The following is a 25928-nucleotide window of genomic DNA, read 5'->3' on the forward strand; positions in this document are numbered from 1 at the left end:
AACCTTTTGATTGATGCCGAGCCCCGCGAACGGAACTTAGGCTGGACGGATGGCGACCGAACGATCCAGAACCACCCCCGTCGCCCGCGTCCTCCAGGTCTGCCTGCACCTGCTCGTAGCGGGCCTCCTCGCGCTCGCCGTCGCCCGGTCCGCCTTCACCGGCCACGGCGCCGACCACGGCGGCGACCCGGCCGCCGTCGCCGCCGCGGCCACCGCGATGGGCGCCGTCTACGCCGTCGGACCGCAGCTGGCCGCCGTCCGCCGCTCGCGCCGGGCGGCCGCGCTCTGGCTGGCACTGCTCGGCGTCACCTGGGCGGGCGTGCTGGTCGCCACCCAGGACGGGGTCTGGCTGGCGTTCCCGCTGTACTTCCTGGAACTGCACCTGCTCGGGCGGCAAGGCGGGCCCGTGGCCGTCGGGCTGACCGCCGTCGCGGCGATCGTCGCATGGTCCTGGCACCAGCACAGCTTCAGCCTCGCCGCCGCCATCGGGCCCGCCCTCGGCGCGGCCGTCGCCACCGCCACCGTGCTCGGCTACCAGGCGCTCTACCAAGAGAGCGAAGAACGGCGCCGGCTGATCGACGAACTCACCGCCGCCCGCGCCGACCTCGCCGCCGCCCACCACACCGCCGGCGTGCTGGCCGAACGCGAACGCCTCGCCCGCGAGATCCACGACACCCTCGCGCAGAGCCTCAGCTCCATCCAACTGCTGCTGCGGGCCGCCCAACGGGCCCTGCCCGAGCGCACCGAAGCCGCCGCCGGATACGTCGAGCAGGCGCGGCAGGCCGCTCAGGACAACCTGGACGAGGCCCGGCGCTTCGTCCGCGCGCTCACCCCGCCCGCACTGGACAGCGACCCGCTGCCGGTCGCGCTGGAACGGCTGTGCGCGACGACGACGGCGCACGGTGCGCTGCCCGTCCACCTGCACGTCTCCGGCGACCCGGTCCGGCTGCCGGCCGCGCAGGAGGTCGCGCTGCTGCGGATCGCACAGTCGGCGCTCGGCAACACCGTCCGGCACGCGAAGGCCTCGCGGGCCGAAGTGACACTCAGCTACATGGAGGGCGAGGTGGCGCTCGACGTGTTCGACGACGGGGCCGGATTCGACCCGGCGGCGGTCGCGGGCCGCACCGGCGCGGACGGCGGATTCGGGCTGCCCTCGATGCGGGCCCGGGCGCGGACGCTCGGCGGCACCTTCACGGTGGAGTCGGCGCCCGGAGAGGGGACGGCGGTGGCCGTGCAACTGCCTGTCGGGCCGGTCGTTCCCGGAGCGGAGGAGGCGACGTGATCCGGCTGCTGATCGCCGACGACCACCCCGTCGTGCGCGCCGGGCTACGGGCGGTACTGGAGAGCGAACCGGACTTCGCGATCGTCGCGGAGGCGGCGACCGCCGAACGGGCCGTCGAACTCGCCGCGAAAGCCGGCGTCGACGTGGTGCTGATGGACCTGCAGTTCGGGCCCGGCTCGGCGATGAACGGCGCACAGGCCACCGCGGCGATCACCGCCCGCGCGGGCGCGCCACGCGTCCTGGTCGTCACCACGTACGACACCGACGCCGACACCCTGCCCGCCCTGGAAGCGGGCGCCACCGGGTACCTGCTGAAGGACGCGCCGCCCGAGGAACTGGCCCAGGCCGTACGGGCGGCCGCCGCCGGACGCTCCGCACTGGCGCCCAGCGTCGCGGACCGGCTGCTGGAACGGATGCGGACACCCGCGGCGGCGCTCAGCGCGCGGGAGACCGAAGTGCTGGGGCTGGTCGCCGACGGGCTGACCAACCAGCAGATCAGCCAGCGGCTGCACCTGAGCCAGGCCACGGTGAAGTCGCACCTGGTGCACATCTACACCAAGTTGGGGGTCGACTCGCGCACGGCGGCGGTGCGGGAGGCGCGGGGGCGCGGGCTGATCCGATAGGGACCGCGGCGGCCGGTCCGCCGAGCGTAGGGTGGGAAACGGTCCGTGCCCGCAGCAGTGTGAGGAGCCCCGATGGCCGTGCGTCTCGACGAGCTTGCCGTACCGGTGATCGCCGCGCCGATGGCGGGCGGGGCCTCCACCCCGGAGCTGGTGGCCGCGGTGAACCGGGCCGGCGGGCTCGGGTTCCTCGCCGCGGGGTACAAGAGCGCCGCGGCGATGTGCGAACAGATCGCGCTGGTACGCAAGTCGAGCGACCGGCCGTACGGGGTGAACCTCTTCGTCCCGGCACCGCCCGGGGATCCGGCGGCCGTCGCCGCCTACCGCGAGCGGCTGCGGCCCGAAGCCGAGCGGTGGGGGGTGGCACTGCCGGAGGAGATCGGGCCGGACCGGGACGACTGGGAGGCCAAGCTCGCCGCGCTGCTCGCCGACCCGGTGCCGGTGGTCTCGTACACCTTCGGGCTGCCGACGGCGGAGGAGGCCGCCGCACTGCGGGCCGCCGGGACGCTGCAGGTCGGCACCGTCACCACGCCGGAGGAGGCGCGGGCGGCGGAGGCGGCCGGCATGGACGCGCTGTGCGTGCAGGGCCCGGAAGCGGGCGGGCACCGGGGCACCCACCGGATCGCGGACGTGCCGGGGGAGACGCCGCTGCTCGAACTGCTGCCCGCCGTAGGGGAGGTGACGGCGCTGCCGCTGATCGCCGCCGGCGGGCTCGGCGACGGCGCGGCGATCGCGGCGGCACTGCGGGCCGGGGCGGTCGCGGTGCAGCTGGGGACGGCCCTGCTGCGCTCCGACGAGTCCGGTGCCTCGGCCGCGCACCGGGCGGCGCTCACCGAACTCCCGGAGACGACCGTCACCCGCGCCTTCACCGGCCGTCCCGCCCGCGGCCTGCGCAACGCCTTCATCGACCGCCACGGCCGGTACGCCCCGCCCGCCTACCCCGAGGTCCACCACCTCACCGCCCCGCTCCGCACCGCCGCCACCCGCCGCGCCGACACCACGGCCATGCACCTCTGGGCCGGCACGGCCCACCACCTGGCCCGCTCCGGCCCGGCGGAGCAGATCGTGGCGCAGCTGTGGCAGGGCGCGCAGGGGTAGCGCGCCCAGCGCGCGCCGGACGGGGCGTGTTGTCCCTCGCCGGGGTGGATTAGGAGGGAAAGTACGCGGTAGCGCATAAGGCACAACTCAATGTGGCCGCATGTGGGAGATCACGCCCGTACGACGAGTCGATTCCTCTGGCGGAGAAGCGTTACGCGGGCTACGTCGAGGAGCAACGGAACGGAGCGCGCCGATGAAGGGGCGTAGTTGGACCGAGGTGCGAGCCGAGGTCATGAAGCGGTTTCCCGAGCTGGCGACGCCGGAGGCGGAGGCGAGGCGGGTGCAGGTTCGCCAGGAGATGCTCGCTCAGGTTCGGGGGTATGAGCTTGCGGAGATGCGGCGCAAGGCCGGACTCACGCAGAAGCACGTGGCTGAACTGCTCGGGGTGAGCCAGGCGCGGGTGTCGCAGATCGAGCACGGGCAGGTGGACAGCCTGGACAATCTGCGGGCGTATGCCGCTGCCATCGGTGGCGAGGTGGAGGTCACCGTTCGGCAGGGGGAGCGGACGATCAAGGTGGCTTGATCGTCCGCCCTGGCCGTAGGTGGTCAGCTCAGGAGGGCCGCCATCCATGACTCGATGTCCTTGACCGTCCTCGGGAGGGCGTTCGACATCAGGTGGGCGCCGTCCGGGGTGATCACCAGGTCGTCCTCGATGCGGATGCCGAGGCCGCGGAGTTCGAGGGGGAGGGTTTCGTCGTCGGGTTGGAGGTAGAGGCCGGGTTCGACGGTGAGGACCATGCCCTCTTCGAGGGTGCCGTCGAGGTAGCGGTCGGCGCGGGACTTGGCGCAGTCGTGGTAGTCGAGGCCGAGCATGTGGCCGCTGCCGCAGAGGGTGTAGCGGCGGTAGAGGCCGTTGTCCTCGGCGAGGGCCTGGTCGGCGGGGATGCGCAGGATGCCCCAGTCGGCGAGGCCTTCGGCGATGACGCGCATGGCGGCGCGGTGGAAGTCGCGGAAGCGGGCGCCGGGGCGTAGGGCGGCGATGCCGGCGCTCTGGGCGGCGAGGACGAGTTCGTAGGCCTGGCGTTGGGCGGGGGTGAAGGTGCCGCTGAGCGGGAGGGTGCGGGTGATGTCGGCGGCGTAGAGGGTGTCGGTTTCGACGCCGGCGTCCAGCAGGAGCAGGGCGTTCGGGTCGAGGGCGCCGTCGTTGCGGATCCAGTGCAGGACGCAGGCGTGGGCGCCGGAGGCGGCGATGGTGGTGTAGGCGGTGCCGTTGCCTTCGGCGCGGGCGCGCAGGTCGAAGACGCCTTCGATCCAGCGTTCGCCGCGGTGGTGGCGCAGCGCGGTGGGCAGGGCGCGGACGACGTCTTCGAAGCCGGTGACGGTGTGGTCGACGGCGAGTTGCAGCTGCCCGATTTCCCACTCGTCCTTGACCAGGCGCAACTCGGAGAGGACAGCGGCGAGTTCGCCGTCCTCGTGGGAGGCGGTGCGCCGCCCGGTGGTCTCGTCGACCAGGGCGTCGGTGCCCGCCAGGACCCGGGTGGGCGGCTGGGGGCCGGAGAGCAGTTTGCCGAGGTCGTCGAGGTGTTCGGTGCGTATCCCGGTGAGCCGGGCGGCTTCGGCGAGGTCGGGTCGGGGGCCGACCCAGAACTCGCCGTAGCGGCGGTCGCGGTAGAACTCGCCGCCGTCGCGCGGGGAGCGGGGGCGCAGGTAGAGGATCGGCTCGTGGCCTTCGGGGCCGGCGGGTTCGAGGACGAGGACGTGGTCGGCCTGGTCCTCGCCGGTGAGTCCGGTGAGCCAGACGTACGCGCTGTGCGGGCGGAAGCGGTGGTCGAGGTCGTTGCAGCGCACCTTGAGCCGGCCGGCCGGGATGATGAGCCGTTCGCCGGGGAAGGCGGCACAGAGGCGGGCGCGGCGGCCGGGGAAGCGGTCGTGGCCGGGGACGCGGCGGTCGGTGGGGAGCGGGGTGGGGGCCCAGCGGGTGCCCATGAAGGCGGCGAGGGCGGGGGAGACCGGGAGGTCGTGGCTCCCGGTGTTGAGGCCGGTCCGGGGGAGGGTCACCGGTGAACTCCTTGGCTGGACTGGGGAGATGTGCGGCAGGGGGCGCGCACGGACACAGCTCGGTAACGGGTGGCGTCACCTCTTGTGCAGTGCAATTTCACATTACTATGTTACGGGTCACACAGCGGAGCGGCCGGATCAGGCCCCCCACAGCGGAGTTGCAACATGACCAGGCGCACCCACGCCGCCCTCGCGGCGGCCCTCGCGGCGACCCTCACCCTCGGCCTCGGGGCCTGCAAGAACGACAAGAGCGACAGTGGCGGTGACGCGGCCGGGCCTTCGAACAGTCAGGGCCCGGGCGCGGCGTCCGGTTCGATCGTCGGCGGCACCCCGGCCAAGGGGGGCACCCTCACCGTCCTCACCAACCAGGACTTCGCCCACCTCGATCCGGCCCGCAACTGGGTGGTGCCGCACATGGACTTCGGCACCCGGCTGATCTACCGCACGCTGACCACCTTCAAGTCCGAGCCGGGCGCCGCGGGCAGCGAGATCGTCCCGGACCTCGCCACCGACCTGGGCAAGTCCGCCGAGGGCGGCAAGGTGTGGACCTTCACCCTGAAGGAGGGCCTCAAGTACGAGGACGGCAGCCCGATCAAGTCCGCCGACATCAAGTACAACGTCGAGCGCTCCTTCTCGCCGGACCTCACCGGCGGCCCCGACTACGCGATCCAGTACCTGGCGGGCGGCGAGAACTACAAGGGCCCGCTGAACGGCGAGCACCTGGCGAGCATCGAGACGCCGGACGACAGGACGATCGTCTTCCACCTGAAGCGCCCGGTCGCCGAGTTCTCGGACACCGTCACCCTGCCGACCTTCTCCCCGGTGCCGCAGTCCCAGGAGAAGGGCACCCAGTACGACTCGCGGCCGTTCTCCTCAGGCCCGTACAAGATCGAGACCTACGACCGCGGCAAGCAGCTGGTCCTGGTCCGCAACACCAACTGGGAGCAGGGCACCGACACCGTCCGCAAGGCGTACCCGGACAAGATCGTGGTCACGCAGGGCATCAAGGGCGGCCAGGCCGACGACCGGATCATCGCCAGCGAGGGCGCCGACGCCAACGCCATCGACATGCCCTGGATGCAGCACGAGAGCGTCGCCAAGGTGCTGCCCAAGGTGGACGTCAAGTCCCGCATGGTGGCGGAGCAGACCGGCTGCACCGACATGCTGTACATGAACACCGCCAAGGCCCCCTTCGACGACCCGAAGGTGCGCGAGGCGATGATGTGGGCGGTCGACCGCGAGGCGCAGGTGACGGCGTTCGGCGGCCCGGCGGTGACCGACGTGGCGACCTCCTACCTGCCGCCGTCGCTGACCGGCGGAGTCAAGGCCGACCCGCTGAAGGTCCCGGTGGCCGGTGACCCGGAGAAGGCCAAGGACCTGCTGAAGGCGGCGGGCAAGACCGACCTCAAGGTCGCGATCACCGTCTCGCTCGGCGACAAGACCCGGGCCGAGGCGATCCAGCAGTCGCTGGCCAAGGTCGGCGTCCAGGTCACCGTCAACACCGTGGACCCGTCCGCCTTCGCCGACACCATCGGCGACCTCAAGAACGCCCCCGAGCTGACCATCAACGGCTGGTGTCCCGACTACCCGTCCGCCGCGACCTTCTTCCCGTTCCTGTTCGACGGACGGACCCTCAAGGAGAAGGGCAACCAGGGCAACTACAGCCAGTTCAAGGACCAGGCCACGATGGACCGGATGGACCAGATCGCGGCCATGACGGACGTCAGCGAGGCCAACAAGGCCTGGCAGCAGCTGGACCAGGACCTGATGGCTAAGGCCCCGGCCGTCCCGCTGATGTGGCAGCGCCGCCCCCTGCTGGTGGGCACCAACGTGGCCGGCGCGTTCGGCAACTCCGGCTACGCCGGCATGATCGACCTCGCCGTGGTCGGCCTCAAGGACCCCGCCAAGGGCAAGGGCTGAGGGGCCGGCGCCGATGAGTACCACCACCCCTTCGGGAGCCGAAGGCCGCGCGGGTGTCGACGGTGACGAGCGACAGGCGAGCGCAGCCAGTGCCGGAGCGCGGAGCGTCGACGCCGGATCAGGAGCGGCCGGAGCCGAGCGAAGTGTTGCAGAGCCCGCCGCCGTGGCCGGTGCCACGGCGGCGGGCTCCGCGAAGACCGCCGGGCGCGGGCCCTGGCGGCTGGTCTGGGACCAGCTGTGGGCCAAGGGCTCGGCCCGGTTCGGGCTGATCACGGTCGGCGTGCTGATCCTGGCCGCCGCGCTGGCCGGTCCGCTGAGCTCGCTCGGCGGCTGGACCCCCGAGGAGTTCGACAAGCGCGCCATCGACCCGTACCTGGGCGGCCTGCCCCGGGGCGACTTCGGCGGCATCAGCAGCCGGCACTGGCTGGGCGTCGAGCCGATCACCGGGCGCGACCTGTTCGCCCGGGTGCTGCACGGCGGGCAGGTGTCCCTGCTGATCGCCTTCACCGCGACCGCCGTCGTCGTGATCGCCGGGACCCTGGCCGGCATCGCGGCCGGCTACTTCGGCGGCCGCACCGACACGCTGCTGTCCCGGCTGATGGACCTCACGATGTCCTTCCCCTCGCTGATCTTCATGATCGCGATGATGTCGGTGGCCAAGGACGTCAACCGGATCCTGCTGATCACCCTGGTGATCGGGCTGTTCACCTGGCCCGGCATCGCCCGCGTGGTCCGCGGCCAGACCCTGTCGCTCAAGCACCGCGAGTACGTCGAGGCCGCCAAGGTCGGCGGCGCCCGGTCCTGGCGGATCCTCACCCGGGAGATCCTGCCCAACGTCTCCGGCCCGATCATCGCCTACACCACGCTGCTCATCCCCGGCATGATCGCCACCGAGGCCGCGCTCAGCTACCTCGGCGTGGGCGTCCGCCCGCCGACCCCGTCCTGGGGCCAGATGATCGCCGAGAGCATCGTCCACTACGAGACCGACCCGACCTACTTCCTGATCCCGACCGCCTTCCTGTTCCTCGCCGTGCTCGCCTTCACCCTCCTCGGGGACACGCTGCGCGACATCCTCGACCCCCGGGGAGGCCGGTCGTGATCCTCTACCTCGGCCGCCGACTGCTCGGCGTGGTGGGCATCCTGCTCGCCATCTGCGCCATCACCTTCACCATCTTCTACCTGCTGCCCAACGACCCGGCCGCGGCGGCCTGCGGCAAGACCTGCAGCCCCGAGCGGCTCGCCGACGTCAAGGCGGCGATGGGCCTGGACAAGCCGATCTGGGACCAGTTCCTCGCCTACCTCGGCGGCATCTTCGCCGGCCGCGACTACGGCTCCGGGCCCAGCACCGTGCACTGCGGCTTCCCGTGCCTCGGCTACTCCTACGAGTACGGGCTGCCGGTGTGGGACCTGCTGACCGACCGGCTGCCGGTCTCCATCTCGCTGGCCCTCGGCGCGGCCGTGCTCTGGCTGGTCCTCGGCCTCGGCGCGGGCATCACCTCGGCGCTGCACAAGGGCAGGCCGCTCGACCGGACACTGATGGTGTTCTCGGTCGGCACCGCCTCGCTGCCGGTCTACTTCACCTCGATCATGCTGATCTGGGGCGTCGTCAGGACGGCCGGGCTGCTGCCCTACCCGGCCTACCACCAGTTCACCGAGAACCCCCTCGCGTGGGCCTCCAACCTGCTGCTGCCGTGGACCGCCCTGGCCCTGCTGTACGCGGCGATGTACGCCCGGCAGAGCCGCAACTCGATGATCGAGGCGATGGCCGAGCCGTACATCCGCACCGCCCGGGCCAAGGGGCTGCCGCCGCGGACGGTCACGGTCAAGCACGGGCTGCGCTCCGCGATGACGCCGATCCTCACCATCTTCGGCATGGACCTCGGCGGCCTGCTGGCCGGCGCCGTCATCACCGAGTCCATCTTCGGCCTGCCCGGCGTCGGCCGGCTGTTCTACGACGGCCTGGGCCGCTCCGACCAGCCCGTCATCCTCGGCGTCACCCTGCTCGCGGCGTTCTTCATCGTCGCGGCGAACCTGCTGGTCGACCTGCTCTACGCGTTCGTCGACCCGAGAGTGAGGTACTGATGACCAGCCTGTTGGAGGTCGACGACCTCAGGGTCGCCTTCGACACCCCGCGCGGCACCGTGCGGGCGGTGGACGGCATCTCCTTCGCCGTCGAGGCCGGCCGCACCCTCGGCCTGGTCGGCGAGTCCGGCAGCGGCAAGTCCGTCACCTCGCTCGCCGTCATGGGCCTGCACCGCGGCGCCGCCGTCACCGGCTCGATCCGGCTGCACGGGCAGGAGCTGAACGGGCTCGGGGAGAAGGAACTGGGCACCGTCCGGGGCCGCCGGATCGCGATGATCTTCCAGGACCCGCTGTCCAGCCTGCACCCCTTCTACACCGTCGGCGAGCAGATCGCCGAGCACTACCGGGTGCACTTCAAGGCCAACCGCAGGGCGGGCCGGGCCCGCGCGGTGGAGATGCTCACCGAGGTCGGCATCCCCGAGCCGGCCCGCCGGGTCGACGAGTACCCGCACCAGTTCTCCGGCGGCATGCGCCAACGTGTCATGATCGCCATGGCGCTCGCCTGCGAGCCCGAGCTGCTGATCGCCGACGAGCCCACCACGGCGCTCGACGTCACCGTCCAGGCGCAGATCCTCGACCTGATCGCCCGGATCCAGCAGGAGCGCGGCCTCGGCGTCGTGATGATCACCCACGACCTCGGCGTGGTCGCCCGGGTCGCCCACGAGGTCCTGGTCATGTACGGCGGACGGGCGGCCGAACAGGCCCCGGTGGACCGGCTGTTCGCGCAACCCGCACACCCGTACACCCGCGGCCTGCTGGACTCGCTGCCCCGCCTGGACGACACCGACGACGCCCCGCTGCGGGCCATCCCCGGCAGCCCGCCGTCGCTGATCGCCCCCGCCACCGGCTGCTCCTTCGCCCCGCGCTGCGCCCGCACCACCGCCGCGTCCGCCGAGGAACACGCCCGCTGCCTGGCCGATCGACCCGTGTTCGGCCCGCTCACTCCCGGCCACCAGGCCGCCTGCCACCTGCCGCTGGTGCCGGAAGGGGTGCTGTGATGGCCGATGCCGCGATGACCGATCCTGCGATGACCGATCCTGCGACGGCCGATGCCGTGCCGACCGGTCCGCTGCTGTCCGTACGGGACCTGGTGAAGACCTTCCCCGGCCGGCGCAGCCGCACCGGGCGGCCCGGTGCGCCGGTCCGGGCCGTGGACGGGGTCAGCTTCGACGTCGGCGCGGGGGAGACGCTCGGCCTGGTCGGCGAGTCCGGCTGCGGCAAGTCCACCACCGGCCGGATGATCGTCCGCCTGCTCGACCCGACCTCGGGCACCGTCACCTTCGACGGCACCGAGATCGGCGGGCTCTCCCAGGCCCGGCTGCGCCCGCACCGGCGGGACCTGCAGATGGTCTTCCAGGACCCGTACTCCTCGCTCAACCCCCGGCAGACGGTGTCCCGGATCATCTCCGAGCCGTTGCTGGTCCAGGGCGAGAGCGCGACGGCCGCGCGCAAGCGGGCCGCCGAACTGATGGAACTGGTCGGGCTGATCCCCGAGCACCTGGACCGCTACCCGCACGAGTTCTCCGGCGGCCAGGCGCAGCGCATCGGCATCGCCCGCTCGCTGGCCACCTCGCCGCGGCTGGTGATCGCCGACGAGCCGGTCTCCGCGCTGGACGTGTCCATCCAGGCCCAGGTGGTCAACCTGATGGAGCGGCTCCAGCGGGAGCTCGGACTGGCGTACGTGTTCATCGCGCACGACCTGTCGGTGGTCAAGCGGGTCTGCGACCGGGTCGCCGTGATGTACCTGGGCCGGATCGTCGAGATCGGCGACAAGGCCGAGGTGTACGGCAGCCCCGCGCACCCGTACACCAGGGCGCTGCTGTCCGCCGTACCGCTGCCGGACCCGGAGGCCGAGCGGACCCGGGAACGGATCGTGCTGCTCGGCGACCCGCCGAGCCCGGCCGACCCGCCGCCCGGGTGCACCTTCCACCCGCGCTGCCCCAAGGCGCAGGACCTGTGCCGGACGGAGCGGCCGCTGCTGCAGATCGCCGGCCCGGGCACCCGGCAGGCGGCCTGCCATTTCCCGGAGGTGTGAGCCGGGACTTCCCGGAGATGTGATCCGGGCATCCAGACCCCCGGTCGGACGCGGCGGGGAACCTTACGAGGGCCGCGTCCGACCGGGTTCCAACCGATCCCCGGCTCTCACTCCTCGGGCAGCAGGAGGCGCGGGCCGGGGCCCTCGGCGGCCAGCTCGTCGCCGGGGTTGAGCACCCGGCAGCGGCGCAGCGACACGCAGCCGCAGCCGATGCAGCCGGTCAGCTCGCCCTCCAGCCGCTCCAGTTCGATCCGGCGGGCGCGGAGCTGCTCGGCCCAGCGGAGCGAGATGCGCTCCCAGTCGTGTTTGCCGGGCATCCGGTCCTCCGGGAGGCCGGTGAAGACCTCGGCGACCTCGCTGAGCGGGATGCCGAGCCGCTTGGCGACCAGGATGAGCGAGATCCGGCGCAGCACGTGCCGGCGGTAGCGGCGCTGGTTTCCGGCCGACCGCTCGGAGGAGATCAGTCCCTGCTCCTCGTAGAAGCGCACCGCCGAGGTGGCGATCCCGGCCCGCCGGGCCACCTCGCCGACGCTCAGCAGGTCGACGGGCGCGGTGGTCATGTCTCCTCCGCGGTGGTCATGGCGACTCCTTGACTTCAAGTTCTCTTGAAGTCTCAGCGTACCGGACGTGGCCGAATCATCTGCCGTGAGGAACGGTACAACCGTTGCCCAGCCGCACAGTTACCCAACGGAGTCGCCGTCCGACGGGGCCTCCGGCGGGTGGCGCGAACTCTTCTCCCGCCGTGCTGCCGGGCGGCGGCCTGGTCATCCTGCGCGCGGACAGCCCGGTCGGCTCGGCCCGGTACATGACCTTCGGGATCGCCGCGATCACCGTGCTCGGCGTAGCCACGGCCACGGCCACGGCCACGGCCACCGCCGCGCCCACCGCCCGCCGCCTCGGGCGGTGATCGGACGCGGACCGGCCCCGGATCCCTTTGTCGGGGGATCCGGGGCCTTCGTCATGCGCGGCGCTGGAGGCCGCGGTTCGGGATGTTGCCGTTCGGGATGTTGCCGTTCGGGAGGTCGAGGCTCAGGAGGCCGGGCCCACCCGGACGGTGGTGATCCGCCCGCCCTGGGACTCCCGGACGACCTCGATCTTCGTGTCGGTGTCCGGCACCTTCACCGTCAGCTGCGGCGTGGCCGGGTCGGCGTACACCCCGGTGTGGTCGTTGAACACCGGGACGGCCGGCTCGGCCGGGATCCGCACCGCGACTCCGCCCTTGTGCAGGGTGAACGGGGTGGTCGGCCTGAGGGAGAAGGTGGCGTCGAAGGTCTGCGCCCGCCCGTTGACCAGGGTCCCGTCGGCGAAGCGGATCGGCGCCGGGTGGGCGTCGATCGGCAGGATCAGCCCGCCGCCGGGGTGGTCCTTGGTGTTGTTGTCGCCGTACGAGGTGTCCCAGAGCCAGAGCAGGACGCCTTCCTGGTACGGGTAGTTGTCGACGACGTTGGCCTTGCCGGTGACGCCGGTGTAGCCGAAGTTGTACGGGCCGGTCTTCAGGAACGCCCCGTAGCCGGTGTAGCGGCGGTTCTCGGCGATGTAGGCGCGCGGGTGCTGCTTGACGGCGGTGCGGCCGGTGATGGCCGTGAAGCCGCTGGCCGTCCAGCCGCCGGCCCCGTTCTCGGCGCCGTCGGCGAACAGCTCGGTGCCCCCGGCGGTGGCCTTCACGGCGTCCACCAGGACGCCCCTGCCGTGGGTGTTGCCGTCCGAGGTGGCGTGGAAGCGCAGCCGGACCTGCTGGCCGAGGTAGCCGTCCAGCGGGATGTGCAGCTTCCGGTACGTGCCGGAACTGCCGCTCAGCCCGGGGGTGTTGGCGCTGGTGTTGCCGATCGGGGCGCCGTCCACGGTGCCGCCCAGGGCGGTCCAGTGCTTGCCCTGGTCGGTGGAGGCCTCGACGGTCAGGAAGTCGTAGTCCTGCTCGGTGTCGTACCAGGCCGCGGCGTCCAGCGCGGCCGGTCCGGTGGCGGTGCGCAGGTCGACGTCCCGGGCGAGGGAGTTGTCGAGGTTGTCGCCGGTGTCGCTCCACCACTGCTTGGAGCCCTCGTACGGGTCGGCGAGGTCGGTGCTGGTGGTGCCGTCCGGCAGGTGGACCAGGACCGCCTGCGCCTGGTCGGTGTTGTAGCTGCTCACCCCGAGGGCGTGGCTGGAGCGGGTGGCGGCCTGCGCCTCGTCGTAGTTGAGCCAGCCGAACTGCAGCTTGCTCCAGGCGTCGAGGTCGCCCGGGTAGCCGCCGGTGGTGTTGGGGCCCTTGCCCAGGTACGAGCCGGAGGACATCAGCGACCAGAAGTTGACGCTGTTGTCGCCGCCGGTGGTGCTGTACAGGTCGGGCAGGCCGAGGTTGTGGCCGTACTCGTGGGCGAACAGGCCGACGCCGCTGTTCTCGCCGCCCTGGACGTAGTCGTAGACGTAGAGGCCGGTGTCGCCGACGGGCGCGCCGCCGATCTTGTCGCCGTCCGGGCCGGTCTGCCCGGTCGCGTCCGGGAAGGCCCAACTGCGGTGTGCCCACAGCGCGTCGGTGCCCTGTGCGCCGCCGCCCCAGGTCTCGTCCACGCCGGCGTGCACGACGATGACGTTGTCCAGGTAGCCGTCGGGCCGGTTGAACTCGCCGTCCTTGTCGTGGTCGTAGCGGTCGTAGACGTCGTACTGGGCGAGCTGCGCCTTGATGTCGGCGGACGAGCGGCCCTTGGCGACCTCGCCGTCGAACCAGGCCTTCACGGCGTCCCGGACGAACTCCTGGGCCTCGGTCCAGGCGCCGGAGCCCTGCGGGCCCTTGTTGCTGCCGTAGCGGGCCTCGTTGTACGGGACGGTGACCCAGTCGCTGACCGTGCCCTCGACGTCGTACCGGCCGGAGGACTGGGTGCGGTAGTAGTTGCGCATCGACACGGCGCCGGGCGCGTCGTCGAAGAACATCTTCTGGTAGTACGTGCGGTCGAAGTCCGGCGACCACAGGGTGTGGTTGTCGTCCTTGCCCGGCTTGGGGATCTGGTCGTGGCGCGGGCCGGGGGTGCCGCCGTAGCGGGGCTGGCCGTTCCACTGGGTGGAGTTGTCCACCTCGTCGCCGAACTGGGCGAGGATCACGAAGACCTTGTCCGTGCGCTGGTGCGCCAGTTGGACGTAGTCGTTGCCGACCTTCACCTTCGCCGGGGCCCGCTTGTCGGCGGTCTTGGCGACGGCGCCCTTGTTGAGCTGCTCCAGGGCCTTGCTGCGGAGCGCCTGGCGCTCGCGCTCCTGGGGGACGAGCGGTGCGGGCGGGGCCTCGGCGCCCTGTGCGGCGGCGTCGGAGGCCGCGGCGGCGGTGACGGTGAGGGGGGTCGGGGGAGCGGCTTGGGCGGGGGTGCCCAGCAGGGTGGCCGCTATCGCGCTCGTGGTGAGCGCTGCTGCGAGGGCCGCGGACAGTCTGCGCAACTGACCGGTCCTTTCCGGGGGATGGGGTGCTTCGGATCATCGGTCGATGAAGCGCAGGTAATATTTCACATGTCACGGGTCACGTGGAAGGGGTCCGGGGCAAGCGAAAGGGGCGCCGCACCCGCAGGTGCGACGCCCCTTTCCGTGACGTCCTGTCTAGCCGTTGCCGAAGTCCAGCGCCAGGCTGAACGCCACCAGTGCCGCGAACACCGCCGCCAGGGTGGCCGGCCCGGCGGCGGACAGTGCCACCACGGCCACGCCGAGCAGGACCAGTTTCAGCACCAGCCGGGCGGCGAGCGGCAGTTCGACCTTCGCCCGGCGCTCGGCCAGGAACACGTCCCAGACCGCCCGGGCCGCGGCCGGGATGCCGAGCCCCAGCAGCAGCCACAGGCCCAGGCTGTCGCCGGTCCTGAACCCCCAGTAACAGAGCGCCGCCAGGCTCGCGAGCTGCACCCCGAAGCCGAGTTCGGTGCCGGCCCTGGCCAGCGACCTGCGCAGCCGCCGCTCCGTCGGGCCGGGTCCGTCGATCGTCATCCGCGCGCTCTCCCCGCCTCGGTCCCGGCCTCGATCCCGGCCCCGATCCCCGCCTCGATCCTCGCGCCGTCCGCCGCCGGGGCCGCCGCCGGGACCGGACGGCGGACAGGCGGAGGGCTGCTCCAGCGGAGTGTCCCAGCCCGGTCGGGCGAACTCAACGGATCCTCCCGCGGCTGCCGGTCCGATGCCTCCCACCTGCCGGTCCGTCAACGGCGTTGCCGTCAGCGGGTGCTGTACTCGACGGTCACGCTGACCACCACCAGCACGCCGTACACCACCGCGAGGGTGGTCCGCCCGGTGGCGTACAGCGCGAGCGCGGCCGTGCCGAGCGTCAGCAGCTTGAGGACGATCTCGGCGGGCAGCGGGAGCCGGTACTTCGGCCCGCCCGCGGCCAGGAACAGGCCCCAGACGAGGGCGGCCAGGGCCGGTGCGCCGAGCCCCAGCAGAAGCCGGGTGCCCAGGTCGGACCCGGTCTTGAAGCCCCAGTAGCAGAGCGCCGCCAGCATGGCGAGCTCCAGCCCGAAGGCGAGGCCGGCGTTGCCGGCGGTCAGCGGGGTCCACTGCCGCTGTCCGACCGGGCCGGGTCTGTCGATCTTCATTTCGCGCTCTCCCCGTTCCACTGCTCCGCCCGGGCCGGGCGGCGACCACGCGGAGTGTCGCAGTCCGGCCCGGGCGGCGCAATGGACAGACCCGAACGGGTCACCCCAAGGAGGCCCGGAGGAAGGAGAGTTCGGCCCGGGTCAGCTGCTCGTTCATCCCGTCCGGAGTCATGTGGGTGACGCCCGGCAGCGGCAGCACCGTGTGCGGGCGGCCGGCCTTGGTGAGGGCCTGGGAGAGCAGCAGGGTGTGCGAGGGGTGGACGTTGTCGTCGGCCAGCCCGTGGATCAGCAGCAGCGGCCTGGTCAGCGCGGGCGCGTCGGCGAGCAGGCAGTCGCCGGCGTAGCCCTCGGGGTTGTCCTGCGGCAGGCCGAGGTAGCGCTCGGTGTACGCGGTGTCGTACTGCCGGAAGTCGGTGGGCGGGGCGCCCGCGCAGGCGGCGTGGAAGACGTCCGGGCGGCGCAGCACCGCGAGCGCGGCGAAGTAGCCGCCGTACGACCAGCCGCGCACGGCGACCCGGCCGAGGTCGAGGTCCGGGTGGTGCGCGGCGAGCGCGTGCAGGGCGTCGACCTGGTCGTCCAGGGCGGCCTGGGAGAAGCGGCGGAAGATCGCCCGGGTGAAGTCCGGGGAGACGAACGGGGTGCCGCGGTTGTCGGTGGTGACCACGGCGAAGCCCTGGTCGGCCCACCACTGGCGGAGCTGCCAGCGGCGCGGCTCGGCGGCCACGGCCTGGTAGCCGGGCCCGCCGTAGATGTCCAGCAGGACGGGCAGCCGGCGGCCGGGGCCGTGCTCGCGCGGGTAGACGACGGCGGTCGGCAGGCCGCGTTCGGTGACCCGGGCGAGCCGCGGGCTGACCCGGTACGGCAGCGCGGCGCTGAGGTCGGTGAGCGGCAGCCCGGCGCTGAGGTCGGTGAGCGCCCGCTCGCCGCCGTCGCGCAGGACGCGGCGGCGGATCCCGTCGGCGGTGGCCGAGGTGAGGACCAGGGTGTCGGCGGCGGCAAGGGCGGAGTGCGTGCCGGGGCCGGTGGTGAGGGGCTCGGGCGCGCCGCCGTCCGGGTCGATCAGGTGGACGTACTGGTCTGCGGGGTCGCCCTGGCCGGTCTCGCAGAGCAGTCGGCCGCGCAGCAGTCCGACCACCCGGCGGATCTGCAGCCCGGTGGTGTCCAGCGGCTTGCCGTCCAGGGCGAGGCCGCGGGCCTGCGGGGTGTCGTGGACGGTGAGCAGTCGGCCGTCGGCCAGTCGGCCGGGGGTTCCGGGCAGGTCGTCGACCCAGAACTCGTCGGTGGTGCGGGAGAGTTCGCGGGTCGCGCCGGTGGCCGGGTCGGCGCTGAGGAGCAGCACGTTCTGCTGCAGCCGGTCGGCGACGGTGAGCAGCACCTCGTGGTCGGAGGCCCAGGAGGCGGCGCAGAGGTACGGGAACCCGTCGGTGTCCCAGCGCAGCCGGACCCGGCCGCCGTCGAGGCCGAGGACCCAGAGCTGGACGTCCGCGTTGGGGCCGCCGGCCTGCGGGTAGGCGAAGTCCTCGGGGGCCTCGGCGGGGCGGGCCGGGTCGGCGAAGTAGCGCCGGGGGAGGGCGGATTCGTCCACCCGGGCGGCCAGCAGCGCGCCACCGTCCGGGCGCCACCAGTGGCCCCGGGCACGGCCGAGCTCCTCGGCGGCGGCGAACTCGGCCACGCCCCAGCGGGCGCCGTCAGCGGGGGAGAGCGGTTCGAGGCCGGGGGTGACGTACAGGGCGTCGTCGGCGACGTAGGCGACGCGCTGGCCGGTGGCGTCCGGCCGGGGGTCGAACGCGGGCCCGGCGACCGGGAGTTCGTCGCTGGTGGCGGCGGCGGTGTCGGTGCGGAACAGCCGGCCGTCGAGGGTGAAGACGGCGATCGCGAGGTCGGCGGTGGCCGCGTACGAGCCGATCCCGGCGGCGACCAGCCGGGTGCGCTCGCGCAGCCGGCGCTCGACGGTCGGCAGGTCGTCGCGGCGGCCGGTGCGGCCGGGCAGCAGTGCGGCCGGGTCGGCGACCGTCCGCTCCTCGCCGGTGGCGGTGTCGAGCAGGTGGAGGCGGTCGACCGGATCCTCGGGACCGTTCGAGCGGAGCAGCAGCAGCCGGGTACCGTCCTCGGCGAGGGTGTACGCGCGCGGTGCGCCGAAGGTGAACCGGCCGGTACGGGCGCTGAGGGCAAGGAAGGCGTCGGTGATGGTCACGGCCCGATCGTGGTCGCGCGGTGCGTGCCCCGACCAGTAGTCTGTCATGTGAAATGTCACACACCACGTGATGTGCGCCATACGACGCCGCGCGACGCCATATGACGCCATACGAGGCCATGGAAGGCCGGACGAGCGGAGGAAACCGTGACCGAGGACCTGAAGACCGCCGAGCCCCCGGCCCCGCTGCCCGCCGCCGACGGCCTGTTCAGCGTGTCGACGGACGCGGCGCACCTGAACCACGGGTCGTACGGCGCCGTGCCCCTCCCGGTGCAGCGCGCGCAGGAACGGCTGCGGACCGAACACGAGCTCGACCCGGACGGCTTCTTCGCCGACCTCCCGGCCAGGATCGCCGCCGCCCGGGCCCTCATCGCCGCCGAACTGGGCACCGACCCCGACCGGCTCGCCCTGGTCGCCAACGTCACCGAGGCGGTCGCGATCGCCCTGGACACCCTCCCGCTCGCCCCCGGCGACCGGATCCTGGTCACCGACCACGGCTACGGCGCGGTGACCCAGGCCGTCGCCCGCAAAGCCGCCGAGACCGGAGCCGAACTGGTCGTCGCTCGGATCCCGCTGGACGCCCCGGACGAGCACGCCGTCCGGGAGGCCGTGCTCGCCGCCGTGGACGCACGCACCACCGTCGCCGTCCTGGACCAGCTCACCTCGCCCACCGCCCGCCTGGTGGCCGGCCCGGCCCTGCTCGCCGACCTGCGCGAACGCGGCGTGACCACCGTCGTCGACGGCGCCCACGCGCCCGGCATGCTGCCCGCCCCGGCCGACCCGAACGCCGACTTCTGGTTCGGCAACCTGCACAAGTGGGCCTTCGCCCCGCGCGCCACCGGCGTCCTCGCCGTCCGCCCCGAGTGGACCGGCCGGGTACGCCCGCTGGCGCTGTCCTGGGAACACGACAAGGGCTTCCCGGGCAACGTCGAATGGCGCGGCACCTGCGACTACACGCCCTGGCTGGCCGCCCCGGCCGGCTTCGACCTGCTGCGCACGCTCGGCCCGGCGGCGGTGGCCGCCCACAACACCGCGCTCGCCGCGTACGGCCGGCAGGCGCTGGTCGAACGCGCGGGGCTGGAACCGCTGCCCGCGACGCCCGGGGTGTGGATGCGCACGGTCCGGCTGCCGGCCGGCCACGGCGAGACCGAGCCGCAGGTACGGGCGCTGATGGCCGAGGTGTGGCAGCGGCTGCGCACCCGCATCGCCGTCCGCCCCTGGGCCGGCGGCGGGGTGCTGCGGATCAGCGCCCAGCTGTACAACCGGCCGGAGGAGTACGAGCGGCTGGCGGACGGGCTGGCGGGGGTGCTCAAGGAGCTGGAGGGCTAGCGTCCGAGGCTCGCGTCCCCGCGCAGGTTCGCGTCCCCGCGCAGTCCCGTGTCCCCGCGCGGGCTCGTGTCCCCGCGCGGGCTCGCGTCCCCGCGCAGCTCCGCGAGCAGCAGGTTCCGGTCGGCGAGCAGCCCGGTGAGGATCCGCCGGGCCGCCCGCAGCAGGTCGGCCACGTCCCCGCCGGCCAGCGCGTAGACCACCGTGCTGCCCTCCCGGGTGGCGGTGACGATGCCGGACCGGCGCAGCACCGCGAGCTGCTGGGAGAGACTGGAGGGTTCGACCTCCAGCTCGGCGAGCAGGCAGCGGACGGGCGTCGGCCCGGCCTGGAGCAGTTCCAGCACCCGGATCCGGACGGGATGGCCGAGCATCCGGAAGAACTCGGCCTTGGCCTGGTAGAGCGCCACCGTCACGAGGCCCCCCTTCCTGGTGTCGGTCCGGGTTCAGATCTCCAGCGATAGTTCGATCCGCTTGAGCTGGTGGCGGGCCATCGCGAGGTTGGAGCGGCTGCGGTTGAGCGCCAGGAAGAGGAACAGGCCGCGCCCGGTGGGCGTCGTGATCGGCCGGACCATGTGGTACTGGTTGGTCAGGCTGATCAGGATGTCCTCGATCTCGTTGTCGTGCAGGTTGAGCATCTCCATCGCCCGCATCTTGGCGCGGACCACGTCGGTGTTCCCCGCCGCGGCGACGTTGAGGTCCAGCTCGCCGCCGTCGCCGAGGCTGCCGAGCGCCATGCCGCTGCCGTAGTCGACCAGGGCGACGCCGATCGCGCCGTCGATCGACATGGCGTCCTTGAGGGACGTCTCCAGGTTCGCCATCGTGGCTGTCCTCCCGTGCGTCGGCGGCCGTGTGCGGGCCGCTTGGTGGCCGTGTGGTGGCTGTGACGACGACGGTAGGAAGCCTGCGGCCCGGTCCACCGGGAATGACCGGAGATGTCCGAACTCGGACGCATCGCGATCGCTTGAAGACATTTGCAACTATGGAGCTGTGCGGGAACTGATCCGTAGCGCGAAAAAACGGTGCTATCGATGTCAGTCCTCCCGGGTAACCTCTCGCTGAGATGCGAGATCACACCAACCACACCCGGACGGCGATGAACACCCCCGATCCAGAGCCCCAGGTCGACCAGGAGCTCAGCCCCGCCGAGGCGTACGCGGCCAGTCGTCGCCGGGCCAAGGAACAGGCCACCGCCCTGTACGGCTTCCAGCAGCTGTACGACTTCCCGCTGGACGACTTCCAGCTGGAGGCCTGCGAGACGCTGGAATCCGGCTCGGGTGTCCTGGTCGCCGCCCCCACCGGCTCCGGGAAGACCATCGTCGGCGAGTTCGCCGTGCACCTGGCCCTGGCCGCCGGGCGCAAGTGCTTCTACACCACGCCCATCAAGGCCCTGTCCAACCAGAAGTACGGTGACCTGGTCAAGCGCTACGGCGCCGCCAAGGTCGGCCTGCTCACCGGCGACAACACCGTCAACGGCGACGCCCCCGTGGTGGTCATGACCACCGAGGTGCTGCGCAACATGCTCTACGCCGGCTCCAGCACCCTCAACGGCCTCGGCTACGTCGTCATGGACGAGGTGCACTACCTCGCCGACCGCATCCGCGGCGCCGTCTGGGAGGAGGTCATCATCCACCTTCCCGAGTCGGTCACCCTCGTCTCGCTCTCCGCGACCGTCTCCAACGCCGAGGAATTCGGCGACTGGCTGGACACCGTGCGCGGCGGCACCAAGGTGATCGTCTCCGAGACCCGCCCGGTGCCGCTGTGGCAGCACGTGATGGCCGGCAACCGGATGTACGACCTGTTCGCCAACCCCGACCGGGACGGCCGCCCCAAGAACAACCTGAAGAACCCCGGCAAGGCCGTCAACCCCGAACTGGTCCGGCTCGCCCGCTCCGAGGTCGACCGCAACCCCCGCGACCGCTTCGGCCGCGGCCGGGGCCGCTCGATGCCCAACGGCCGTCCCGGCCGGGTCTGGACACCGGGCCGGGTGGACGTCATCGACCGGCTCGACGCCGAAGGCCTGCTGCCCGCGATCACCTTCATCTTCAGCCGGGCCGGCTGCGAGGCCGCCGTCCAGCAGTGCCTCAGCTCCGGGCTGCGGCTCAACAAGGACTCCGACCGCGCCCAGGTCCGGGCCCTCGTCGAGGAACGCTGCGCCGACATCCCCGACGAGGACCTGCACGTCCTCGGCTACTTCGAGTGGCTGGACGGCCTGGAGCGCGGCATCGCCGCCCACCACGCCGGGATGCTGCCCCGGTTCAAGGAAGTCGTCGAAGAGCTCTTCGTGAAGGGCCTGGTCAAGGCCGTCTTCGCGACCGAGACCCTCGCGCTCGGCATCAACATGCCCGCCCGCTCGGTGGTCATGGAGAAGCTGGTCAAGTGGAACGGCGAGACCCACGCCGACATCACCCCCGGCGAGTACACCCAGCTCACCGGCCGGGCCGGTCGACGCGGCATCGACGTCGAGGGCCACGCCGTGGTGCTCTGGCAGCGCGGCCTCGACCCGGAGGCGCTGGCCGGCCTGGCCGGCACCCGTACCTACCCGCTCAAGTCCTCGTTCCGGCCCTCCTACAACATGGCCGTCAACCTGGTCTCCCAGTTCGGCCGGCACCGCTCGCGCGAACTGCTGGAGACCTCCTTCGCCCAGTTCCAGGCGGACCGCTCGGTCGTCGGCATCGCCCGCCAGGTGCAGCGCAACGAGGAAGGGCTGGACGGCTACCGCGAGTCGATGACCTGCCACCTCGGCGACTTCGACGAGTACATGGAGCTGCGCCGCCGGCTCAAGGACCGCGAGAACGAGATGGCCCGCGAAGGCACCAGCCAGCGCCGCGCGGCCGCCGTCGAGTCCATCGAGCACCTCAAGCCGGGCGACGTCATCCACGTCCCCACCGGCAAGTTCGCCGGCCTCGCCCTGGTCCTCGACCCCGGCCTGCCCCCGGTCGACCGCTCCGGCCGGGGCGACCGGCGCCACCCCGACTTCCAGGACGGCCCGCGCCCGGTGGTCCTCACCGCCGAACGCCAGGTCAAGCGGCTCGCCATGATCGACTTCCCGTACCCGGTCGCCGCGATCGAGCGCGTCCGCATCCCCAAGTCCTTCAACCCGCGGAGCCCGCAGTCCCGCCGCGACCTCGCCTCCGCGCTGCGCACCAAGGCCGGCCACCTCGAACCCGAACGGTTCCGCAAGGGCCGCGCCGCCGCCGCCGACGACCCGGAGATCACCCGACTGCGGGCCGAACTGCGCCAGCACCCCTGCCACGGCTGCTCCGACCGCGAGGACCACGCCCGTTGGTCCGAGCGCTACCACCGGCTGCACCGCGACACCGAAATGCTGGAACGCCGGATGCGCTCGCGCACCCACACCATCGCCCGCACCTTCGACCGGGTCTGCGCCCTGCTCACCGACCTCGGCTACCTCCGCGGCGACACCGTCACCGACGACGGCAAGCGGCTCGGCCGGCTCTACGGCGAACTCGACCTGCTCGCCTCCGAATGCATCCGCGAAGGGGTCTGGAGCGGCCTCGCCGCCGCCGAACTCGCCGCCTGCGCCTCGGCGCTGGTGTACGAGGCCCGCCAGGCTGACGACGCCGGAGCCCCCCGGGTGCCGGAGGGCGCGGCCAAGGAGGCGCTCGGCAAGATGGTCCGGATCTGGGGCCACCTGGACGCCCTGGAGGAGCAGCACCGGATCAACACCGCCGAGGGCGTCGGCCAGCGCGAACCCGACCTGGGCTTCGCCTGGGTCGCCTACCGCTGGGCGCTCGGCCACAACCTCGACCAGGTCCTGCGCGACGCCGACATGCCCGCCGGCGACTTCGTCCGCTGGACCAAGCAGCTGATCGACGTCCTCGGCCAGATCCAGGACGCCGCCGGCGAGGACGCCGACCTCCGCAAGACCGCCCGCAAGGCCGTCGACAGCCTCCGCCGCGGCATCATCGCCTACTCCTCCGTGAGCTGACCGCGCAACGCCAAGGGGCCCGCACGTTCGCGTCGTCGAACGTGCGGGCCCCTTGGCGCTCCCACCCCCACCCGCCTGCCCGCCGCCGCTTCGGCTCAGCCGAAGCGGCGGCGTTGTTTCCAAACTCCGAGGCCCGCGCTGACGGGGACGTAGGGAGTTGGACGACCCGCTCCCCAGGGAACTGGGGCGCGGGCAGAGGGATGGGCAGAAGCAAGGTGATCCCAGGCGAGACGTTCAGTGAGCAGGGTCCACCGGGGCGAAGTAGTCGCGGAGCATCTCCGTCGTCCACGCGGGCTGGCGCACCTCTCCGCGCGGGCCGAACTCCTCGAACCAGGGCTTCACTTCGAGGACCGGGGTGCCGTCGATGGCGTCCAGGTCCTCGACGTGCAGGTCCAGGCCGTCGACCTTGACGAGCCGGCAACGGGAGGACCCCAGCCAGTTGATGCGCCGCATGTTCCGGTGGCCGAACACGCCGACCTCGGGCCAGTCCGGGTTGTCCCGGGGACGGCGTGCGCCGAAGTTCAGATCGGCCGGGTCGGTCTTGTGGAACCGGAAGATCACATCGAGGTGGGAGAACTCCTCCAGCCCCTTCGTCGCGTCGAGCGGAAACCTGTCGCCGTCCAGTCGGATGATGGCACGTGTCCCTCCCCAGTAGTCGTCGGTCGGTTCCGTTCGGCCTCCCACAACATGCCCGAGCGCCTCCACGCTGAAGACTTCACCCACGTGCTTCCCCTCCTCTGAACGGACCCGCCAGGACGGCGGGTCAGATGGTGGCCGCCAGGTACTCGGCGGCGAGCCTGTCGATGGTGTCGATGGCCTGCACCTTCCGTCCGCGATAGGGCGACAGAGCACTGCGGATGCCCAGGGCGACATCGCGGGTACGGGCGGAGCGGACCGCCTGCATGGCGTCGAGCGACCGGGACCAGATTGTGCAGGCTTCCTCGATCGAGTGTTGCCGGGCCTTCACGAGGCCCAGGTGACCGAGGGTCACCGCGTGGGTCCTGGTGAAGGAAGCGACCTTCCGCGTTGCAACGCTGCGTTCGAACTCCTTCGCCGCACCTTCCAAGTCGCCGAGGTCGCGTAGCGCCGACGCCGTTTCGTGCGCCAAGGAGGCCTCGCCGAAGAAGAACACCCGGGCCGGTTCGTCGTCGCCGGGCGAGGCCGCGGACAGATCCCGCTCGGCCTGAAGGAGCGCGGCGTTCGCCTCCGCGGTGCGCCCGGCAGCAGCGAGAGCACGTGCGTGGACGACGCCGAGCAGGGACCGCTCGCGAGGGCTGGCGAGCCCGTACCGGTCGCCGGCCATGGATGCCTCGGCGACCCTGACGGCATGGTCCGGCTTCCGGAGGTCGACCGCCTGGTGGGCCATGGCGCGCAGTACGTGGCCGGCCATCGCGGCGTCGTCGGCCTCGGCCGCCAGCTTCACGGCGACGGTGTAGTAGTGCTGGGCGGTGGGGTGCTCGCCGTTGTCGAACGCCGTCCACCCTGCCAGGTAGGCGAGTTCGGATGCTGCGGAGAACATGTCCCGCCGAATCCGGTCGGAGGAGAAGGTGCCCTGGAGGAACTCTCCGACGTCCGTGAGGAGGTACTGCGCGACCGCCGTGCGGCCGTGCCCGCCGCCACGGCGCTGGTCGAGCTGGGAGAACAGCCCCGCCATCTCGCGGACGGCGTCCACATCGGCCTGGCCGGAGCGGCGTTGTGTGATGCCGCGACTCTCCGTTCGGGCCATGTGCTCCCACCAACTGTCGGGGGGGATACTCAGCGCTCCGAGAGAGTACGTGAGCGTGCGGAGGAGCTGTCTGCGTTCCACGTCAACGTCGATCCGTCCAAGAGCCGCCAGGGCTTTCAGCGTATCCAAACCCCAGTCACGTAGATCCGATTGCTCGTCTCCGAACCCCATCGCACACAGGGTGACGTCACGGTTCAGCCAGGTGGTGAGCACCTGCGTGAGGTACTGAGGGATGTTCCCGGAGGGCATCACGCCCTGGCGGACCCATTGCGTGACGGATGCCCGGCTCGGCCGTGCCGGATCGTTGTGACCGGCCGCGACGGCGCACAAGGCCCGGGCGAGGGCTTCGTTCGGTCGGCCTGTTTCCCGGATGAGCTGTCCCAGCCGTTCATTGGGCTGGCGGGTACGCCCCATGGGGGTCTCCTGGCGGTGCCGTTTAACCGGTTTAACAGCGGAAGGTAGCCGACACCTTACTCCCAGCGAACTTGGGCGGTTTGCTGTTCGTGCAAGGCAGTCACAGGTTGCACTGCGAATGTTCCGTCACGTTCGGCCAGCAGCAGGGACGTTTTCCCGAAAGCCCGGCCCCGAGTGAGTGAGGCGCCCTCATGGAGCCCGGATCACACATCATCACGACGAGGTTTACCGCTGAACGGGAGCGGATCGGTGAGCTCCGCCGCTGGGCCCGGATGGCTGTGCCGCTGCTTGGTCTCGGCTTGGACGACCGGCAGCGCGGTGACGTGCTGGGCGACGTGGAACTCGTCCTGTCCGTACTCGGCACCAACGCCGTGCAGCACGGCTGCGGCGGCGACCAGCCGGATCTGAAACTGACCGCCTCTCTGACGTCCGCCCCGGGTGTGCTGCGAGTGTCCGTGGCCGACCCGGGCGGCGGCAGGCCCGAGTGCCGGTCGGTGAGCGACGAGGCGACCTGTGGGCGCGGCCTGAGGTTGGTCATGGGGGTCGTGTCCCGGTTCGGTGTCGAGAACCTTCCCGAGGGTGGCAAGGAGATCTGGTCCGAGATCGACCTGCCCGATCCGGTTACCGGGTGGTGCGTGACCTCGTCATGCTCACCGAGCTGATGGAGACGGTGCGCCGCACTCACCTCGACGCCCCACACCCGCCGGCAGGCCGCCCACCGAGTCGCGTGCCTGCGGGGAGCCCCCGGG

At 72.1% G+C, this 25928-nt stretch carries 23 protein-coding genes; 13 read left to right on the forward strand and 10 right to left on the reverse strand.

Annotated features, from left to right (window positions below; all coding sequences use genetic code 11):
- The first annotated feature begins 49 nt into the window (after positions 1 to 49).
- From ACZ51D_RS09750 to ACZ51D_RS09765, 4 genes are all read left to right on the forward strand, one after another.
- Positions 50 to 1282, forward strand: coding sequence for a sensor histidine kinase (locus tag ACZ51D_RS09750; protein ID WP_465661787.1), 1233 nt, complete (start codon positions 50 to 52; stop codon positions 1280 to 1282).
- On the forward strand, positions 1279 to 1905 hold the full coding sequence (locus ACZ51D_RS09755) for a response regulator transcription factor (RefSeq protein WP_465616914.1): 627 nt from the start codon (positions 1279 to 1281) through the stop codon (positions 1903 to 1905). The genes ACZ51D_RS09750 and ACZ51D_RS09755 overlap by 4 nt, the downstream gene beginning before the upstream one ends.
- Positions 1906 to 1977: 72 nt before the next feature.
- On the forward strand, positions 1978 to 3000 hold the full coding sequence (locus ACZ51D_RS09760) for a nitronate monooxygenase (protein ID WP_465661789.1): 1023 nt from the start codon (positions 1978 to 1980) through the stop codon (positions 2998 to 3000).
- A 193-nt stretch (positions 3001 to 3193) separates the two neighbouring features.
- On the forward strand, positions 3194 to 3523 hold the full coding sequence (locus ACZ51D_RS09765) for an XRE family transcriptional regulator (RefSeq protein WP_360498312.1): 330 nt from the start codon (positions 3194 to 3196) through the stop codon (positions 3521 to 3523).
- A gap of 23 nt (positions 3524 to 3546) precedes the next feature.
- On the opposite strand, the gene ACZ51D_RS09770 is transcribed toward ACZ51D_RS09765, so the two are convergent.
- Complete coding sequence (locus ACZ51D_RS09770; protein ID WP_465661790.1) at positions 3547 to 4998, reverse strand: aminopeptidase P family protein; 1452 nt, start codon at positions 4996 to 4998, stop codon at positions 3547 to 3549.
- 165 nt (positions 4999 to 5163) lie between these two features.
- Here ACZ51D_RS09770 and ACZ51D_RS09775 point away from each other — a divergent pair, with 165 nt between their 5' ends.
- From ACZ51D_RS09775 to ACZ51D_RS09795, 5 genes are all read left to right on the forward strand, one after another.
- Positions 5164 to 6918, forward strand: coding sequence for an ABC transporter substrate-binding protein (locus tag ACZ51D_RS09775; protein ID WP_465661792.1), 1755 nt, complete (start codon positions 5164 to 5166; stop codon positions 6916 to 6918).
- Positions 6919 to 7081: 163 nt separating this feature from the next.
- Positions 7082 to 8017: an ABC transporter permease gene (locus ACZ51D_RS09780; protein ID WP_465661793.1), complete on the forward strand. Its 936-nt coding sequence runs from the start codon at positions 7082 to 7084 to the stop codon at positions 8015 to 8017.
- Complete coding sequence (locus ACZ51D_RS09785; RefSeq protein ID WP_360498317.1) at positions 8014 to 9000, forward strand: ABC transporter permease; 987 nt, start codon at positions 8014 to 8016, stop codon at positions 8998 to 9000. The genes ACZ51D_RS09780 and ACZ51D_RS09785 overlap by 4 nt, the downstream gene beginning before the upstream one ends.
- The gene (locus ACZ51D_RS09790) at positions 9000 to 9998 is read left to right on the forward strand and encodes an ABC transporter ATP-binding protein (RefSeq protein ID WP_465661795.1); all 999 of its coding nucleotides are present in this window, start codon (positions 9000 to 9002) and stop codon (positions 9996 to 9998) included. Before ACZ51D_RS09785 ends, ACZ51D_RS09790 begins: the two co-directional genes overlap by 1 nt.
- Positions 9999 to 10012: 14 nt before the next feature.
- Positions 10013 to 11035 carry an ABC transporter ATP-binding protein gene (locus ACZ51D_RS09795; RefSeq protein ID WP_465617413.1) on the forward strand — a complete coding sequence of 341 codons (1023 nt, stop codon included), beginning with the start codon at positions 10013 to 10015 and terminating at the stop codon, positions 11033 to 11035.
- A gap of 107 nt (positions 11036 to 11142) precedes the next feature.
- Here the strand turns inward: ACZ51D_RS09795 and soxR are convergent, their stop codons facing one another.
- The gene (soxR, locus tag ACZ51D_RS09800) at positions 11143 to 11595 is read right to left on the reverse strand and encodes a redox-sensitive transcriptional activator SoxR (protein ID WP_360498321.1); all 453 of its coding nucleotides are present in this window, start codon (positions 11593 to 11595) and stop codon (positions 11143 to 11145) included.
- 182 nt (positions 11596 to 11777) lie between these two features.
- Between soxR and ACZ51D_RS09805 the strand changes: the two genes are divergently transcribed.
- Positions 11778 to 11942, forward strand: a complete 165-nt coding sequence (locus tag ACZ51D_RS09805; protein ID WP_465616926.1) for a hypothetical protein — start codon at positions 11778 to 11780, stop codon at positions 11940 to 11942.
- A 122-nt stretch (positions 11943 to 12064) separates the two neighbouring features.
- On the opposite strand, the gene ACZ51D_RS09810 is transcribed toward ACZ51D_RS09805, so the two are convergent.
- From ACZ51D_RS09810 to ACZ51D_RS09825, 4 genes are all read right to left on the reverse strand, one after another.
- Positions 12065 to 14437 (reverse strand): immune inhibitor A domain-containing protein, encoded by a 2373-nt coding sequence (locus ACZ51D_RS09810; RefSeq protein ID WP_465616928.1) that lies wholly within the window; start codon positions 14435 to 14437, stop codon positions 12065 to 12067.
- A gap of 156 nt (positions 14438 to 14593) precedes the next feature.
- Positions 14594 to 14971 carry a DUF2568 domain-containing protein gene (locus tag ACZ51D_RS09815; RefSeq protein WP_465616930.1) on the reverse strand — a complete coding sequence of 126 codons (378 nt, stop codon included), beginning with the start codon at positions 14969 to 14971 and terminating at the stop codon, positions 14594 to 14596.
- A gap of 221 nt (positions 14972 to 15192) precedes the next feature.
- On the reverse strand, positions 15193 to 15570 hold the full coding sequence (locus ACZ51D_RS09820; RefSeq protein ID WP_465616932.1) for a YrdB family protein: 378 nt from the start codon (positions 15568 to 15570) through the stop codon (positions 15193 to 15195).
- 100 nt (positions 15571 to 15670) lie between these two features.
- Positions 15671 to 17764, reverse strand: a complete 2094-nt coding sequence (locus ACZ51D_RS09825; RefSeq protein WP_465616934.1) for a S9 family peptidase — start codon at positions 17762 to 17764, stop codon at positions 15671 to 15673.
- A 147-nt stretch (positions 17765 to 17911) separates the two neighbouring features.
- Between ACZ51D_RS09825 and ACZ51D_RS09830 the strand changes: the two genes are divergently transcribed.
- The gene (locus ACZ51D_RS09830; RefSeq protein ID WP_465616936.1) at positions 17912 to 19093 is read left to right on the forward strand and encodes an aminotransferase class V-fold PLP-dependent enzyme; all 1182 of its coding nucleotides are present in this window, start codon (positions 17912 to 17914) and stop codon (positions 19091 to 19093) included.
- Here the strand turns inward: ACZ51D_RS09830 and ACZ51D_RS09835 are convergent.
- Together ACZ51D_RS09835 and ACZ51D_RS09840 are read right to left on the reverse strand one after the other, a co-directional pair.
- Complete coding sequence (locus ACZ51D_RS09835; protein ID WP_465616938.1) at positions 19090 to 19503, reverse strand: ArsR/SmtB family transcription factor; 414 nt, start codon at positions 19501 to 19503, stop codon at positions 19090 to 19092. The genes ACZ51D_RS09830 and ACZ51D_RS09835 overlap by 4 nt on opposite strands.
- 30 nt (positions 19504 to 19533) lie before the next feature.
- Entirely contained in the window at positions 19534 to 19908 is a 375-nt protein-coding gene (locus ACZ51D_RS09840) for a hypothetical protein (RefSeq protein WP_360498337.1), read from the reverse strand.
- Between the two features lie 275 nt (positions 19909 to 20183).
- On the opposite strand from ACZ51D_RS09840, the gene ACZ51D_RS09845 reads away from it, so the two are divergent.
- On the forward strand, positions 20184 to 23039 hold the full coding sequence (locus tag ACZ51D_RS09845) for a DEAD/DEAH box helicase (protein ID WP_465617415.1): 2856 nt from the start codon (positions 20184 to 20186) through the stop codon (positions 23037 to 23039).
- Positions 23040 to 23273: 234 nt separating this feature from the next.
- Here ACZ51D_RS09845 and ACZ51D_RS09850 read toward each other — a convergent pair whose 3' ends face one another.
- A complete protein-coding gene (locus tag ACZ51D_RS09850) occupies positions 23274 to 23762 on the reverse strand; it encodes an SAM-dependent methyltransferase (protein ID WP_465616940.1) in 489 nt (162 codons plus the stop codon).
- Positions 23763 to 23802: 40 nt separating this feature from the next.
- Entirely contained in the window at positions 23803 to 25179 is a 1377-nt protein-coding gene (locus tag ACZ51D_RS09855; protein WP_465661797.1) for a Tat pathway signal protein, read from the reverse strand.
- Between the two features lie 191 nt (positions 25180 to 25370).
- Here ACZ51D_RS09855 and ACZ51D_RS09860 point away from each other — a divergent pair, with 191 nt between their 5' ends.
- Complete coding sequence (locus ACZ51D_RS09860) at positions 25371 to 25841, forward strand: ATP-binding protein (protein WP_465661799.1); 471 nt, start codon at positions 25371 to 25373, stop codon at positions 25839 to 25841.
- Positions 25842 to 25928 lie beyond the last annotated feature (87 nt).

The sequence above is a fragment of the Kitasatospora sp. NPDC033851 genome (assembly GCF_055576085.1).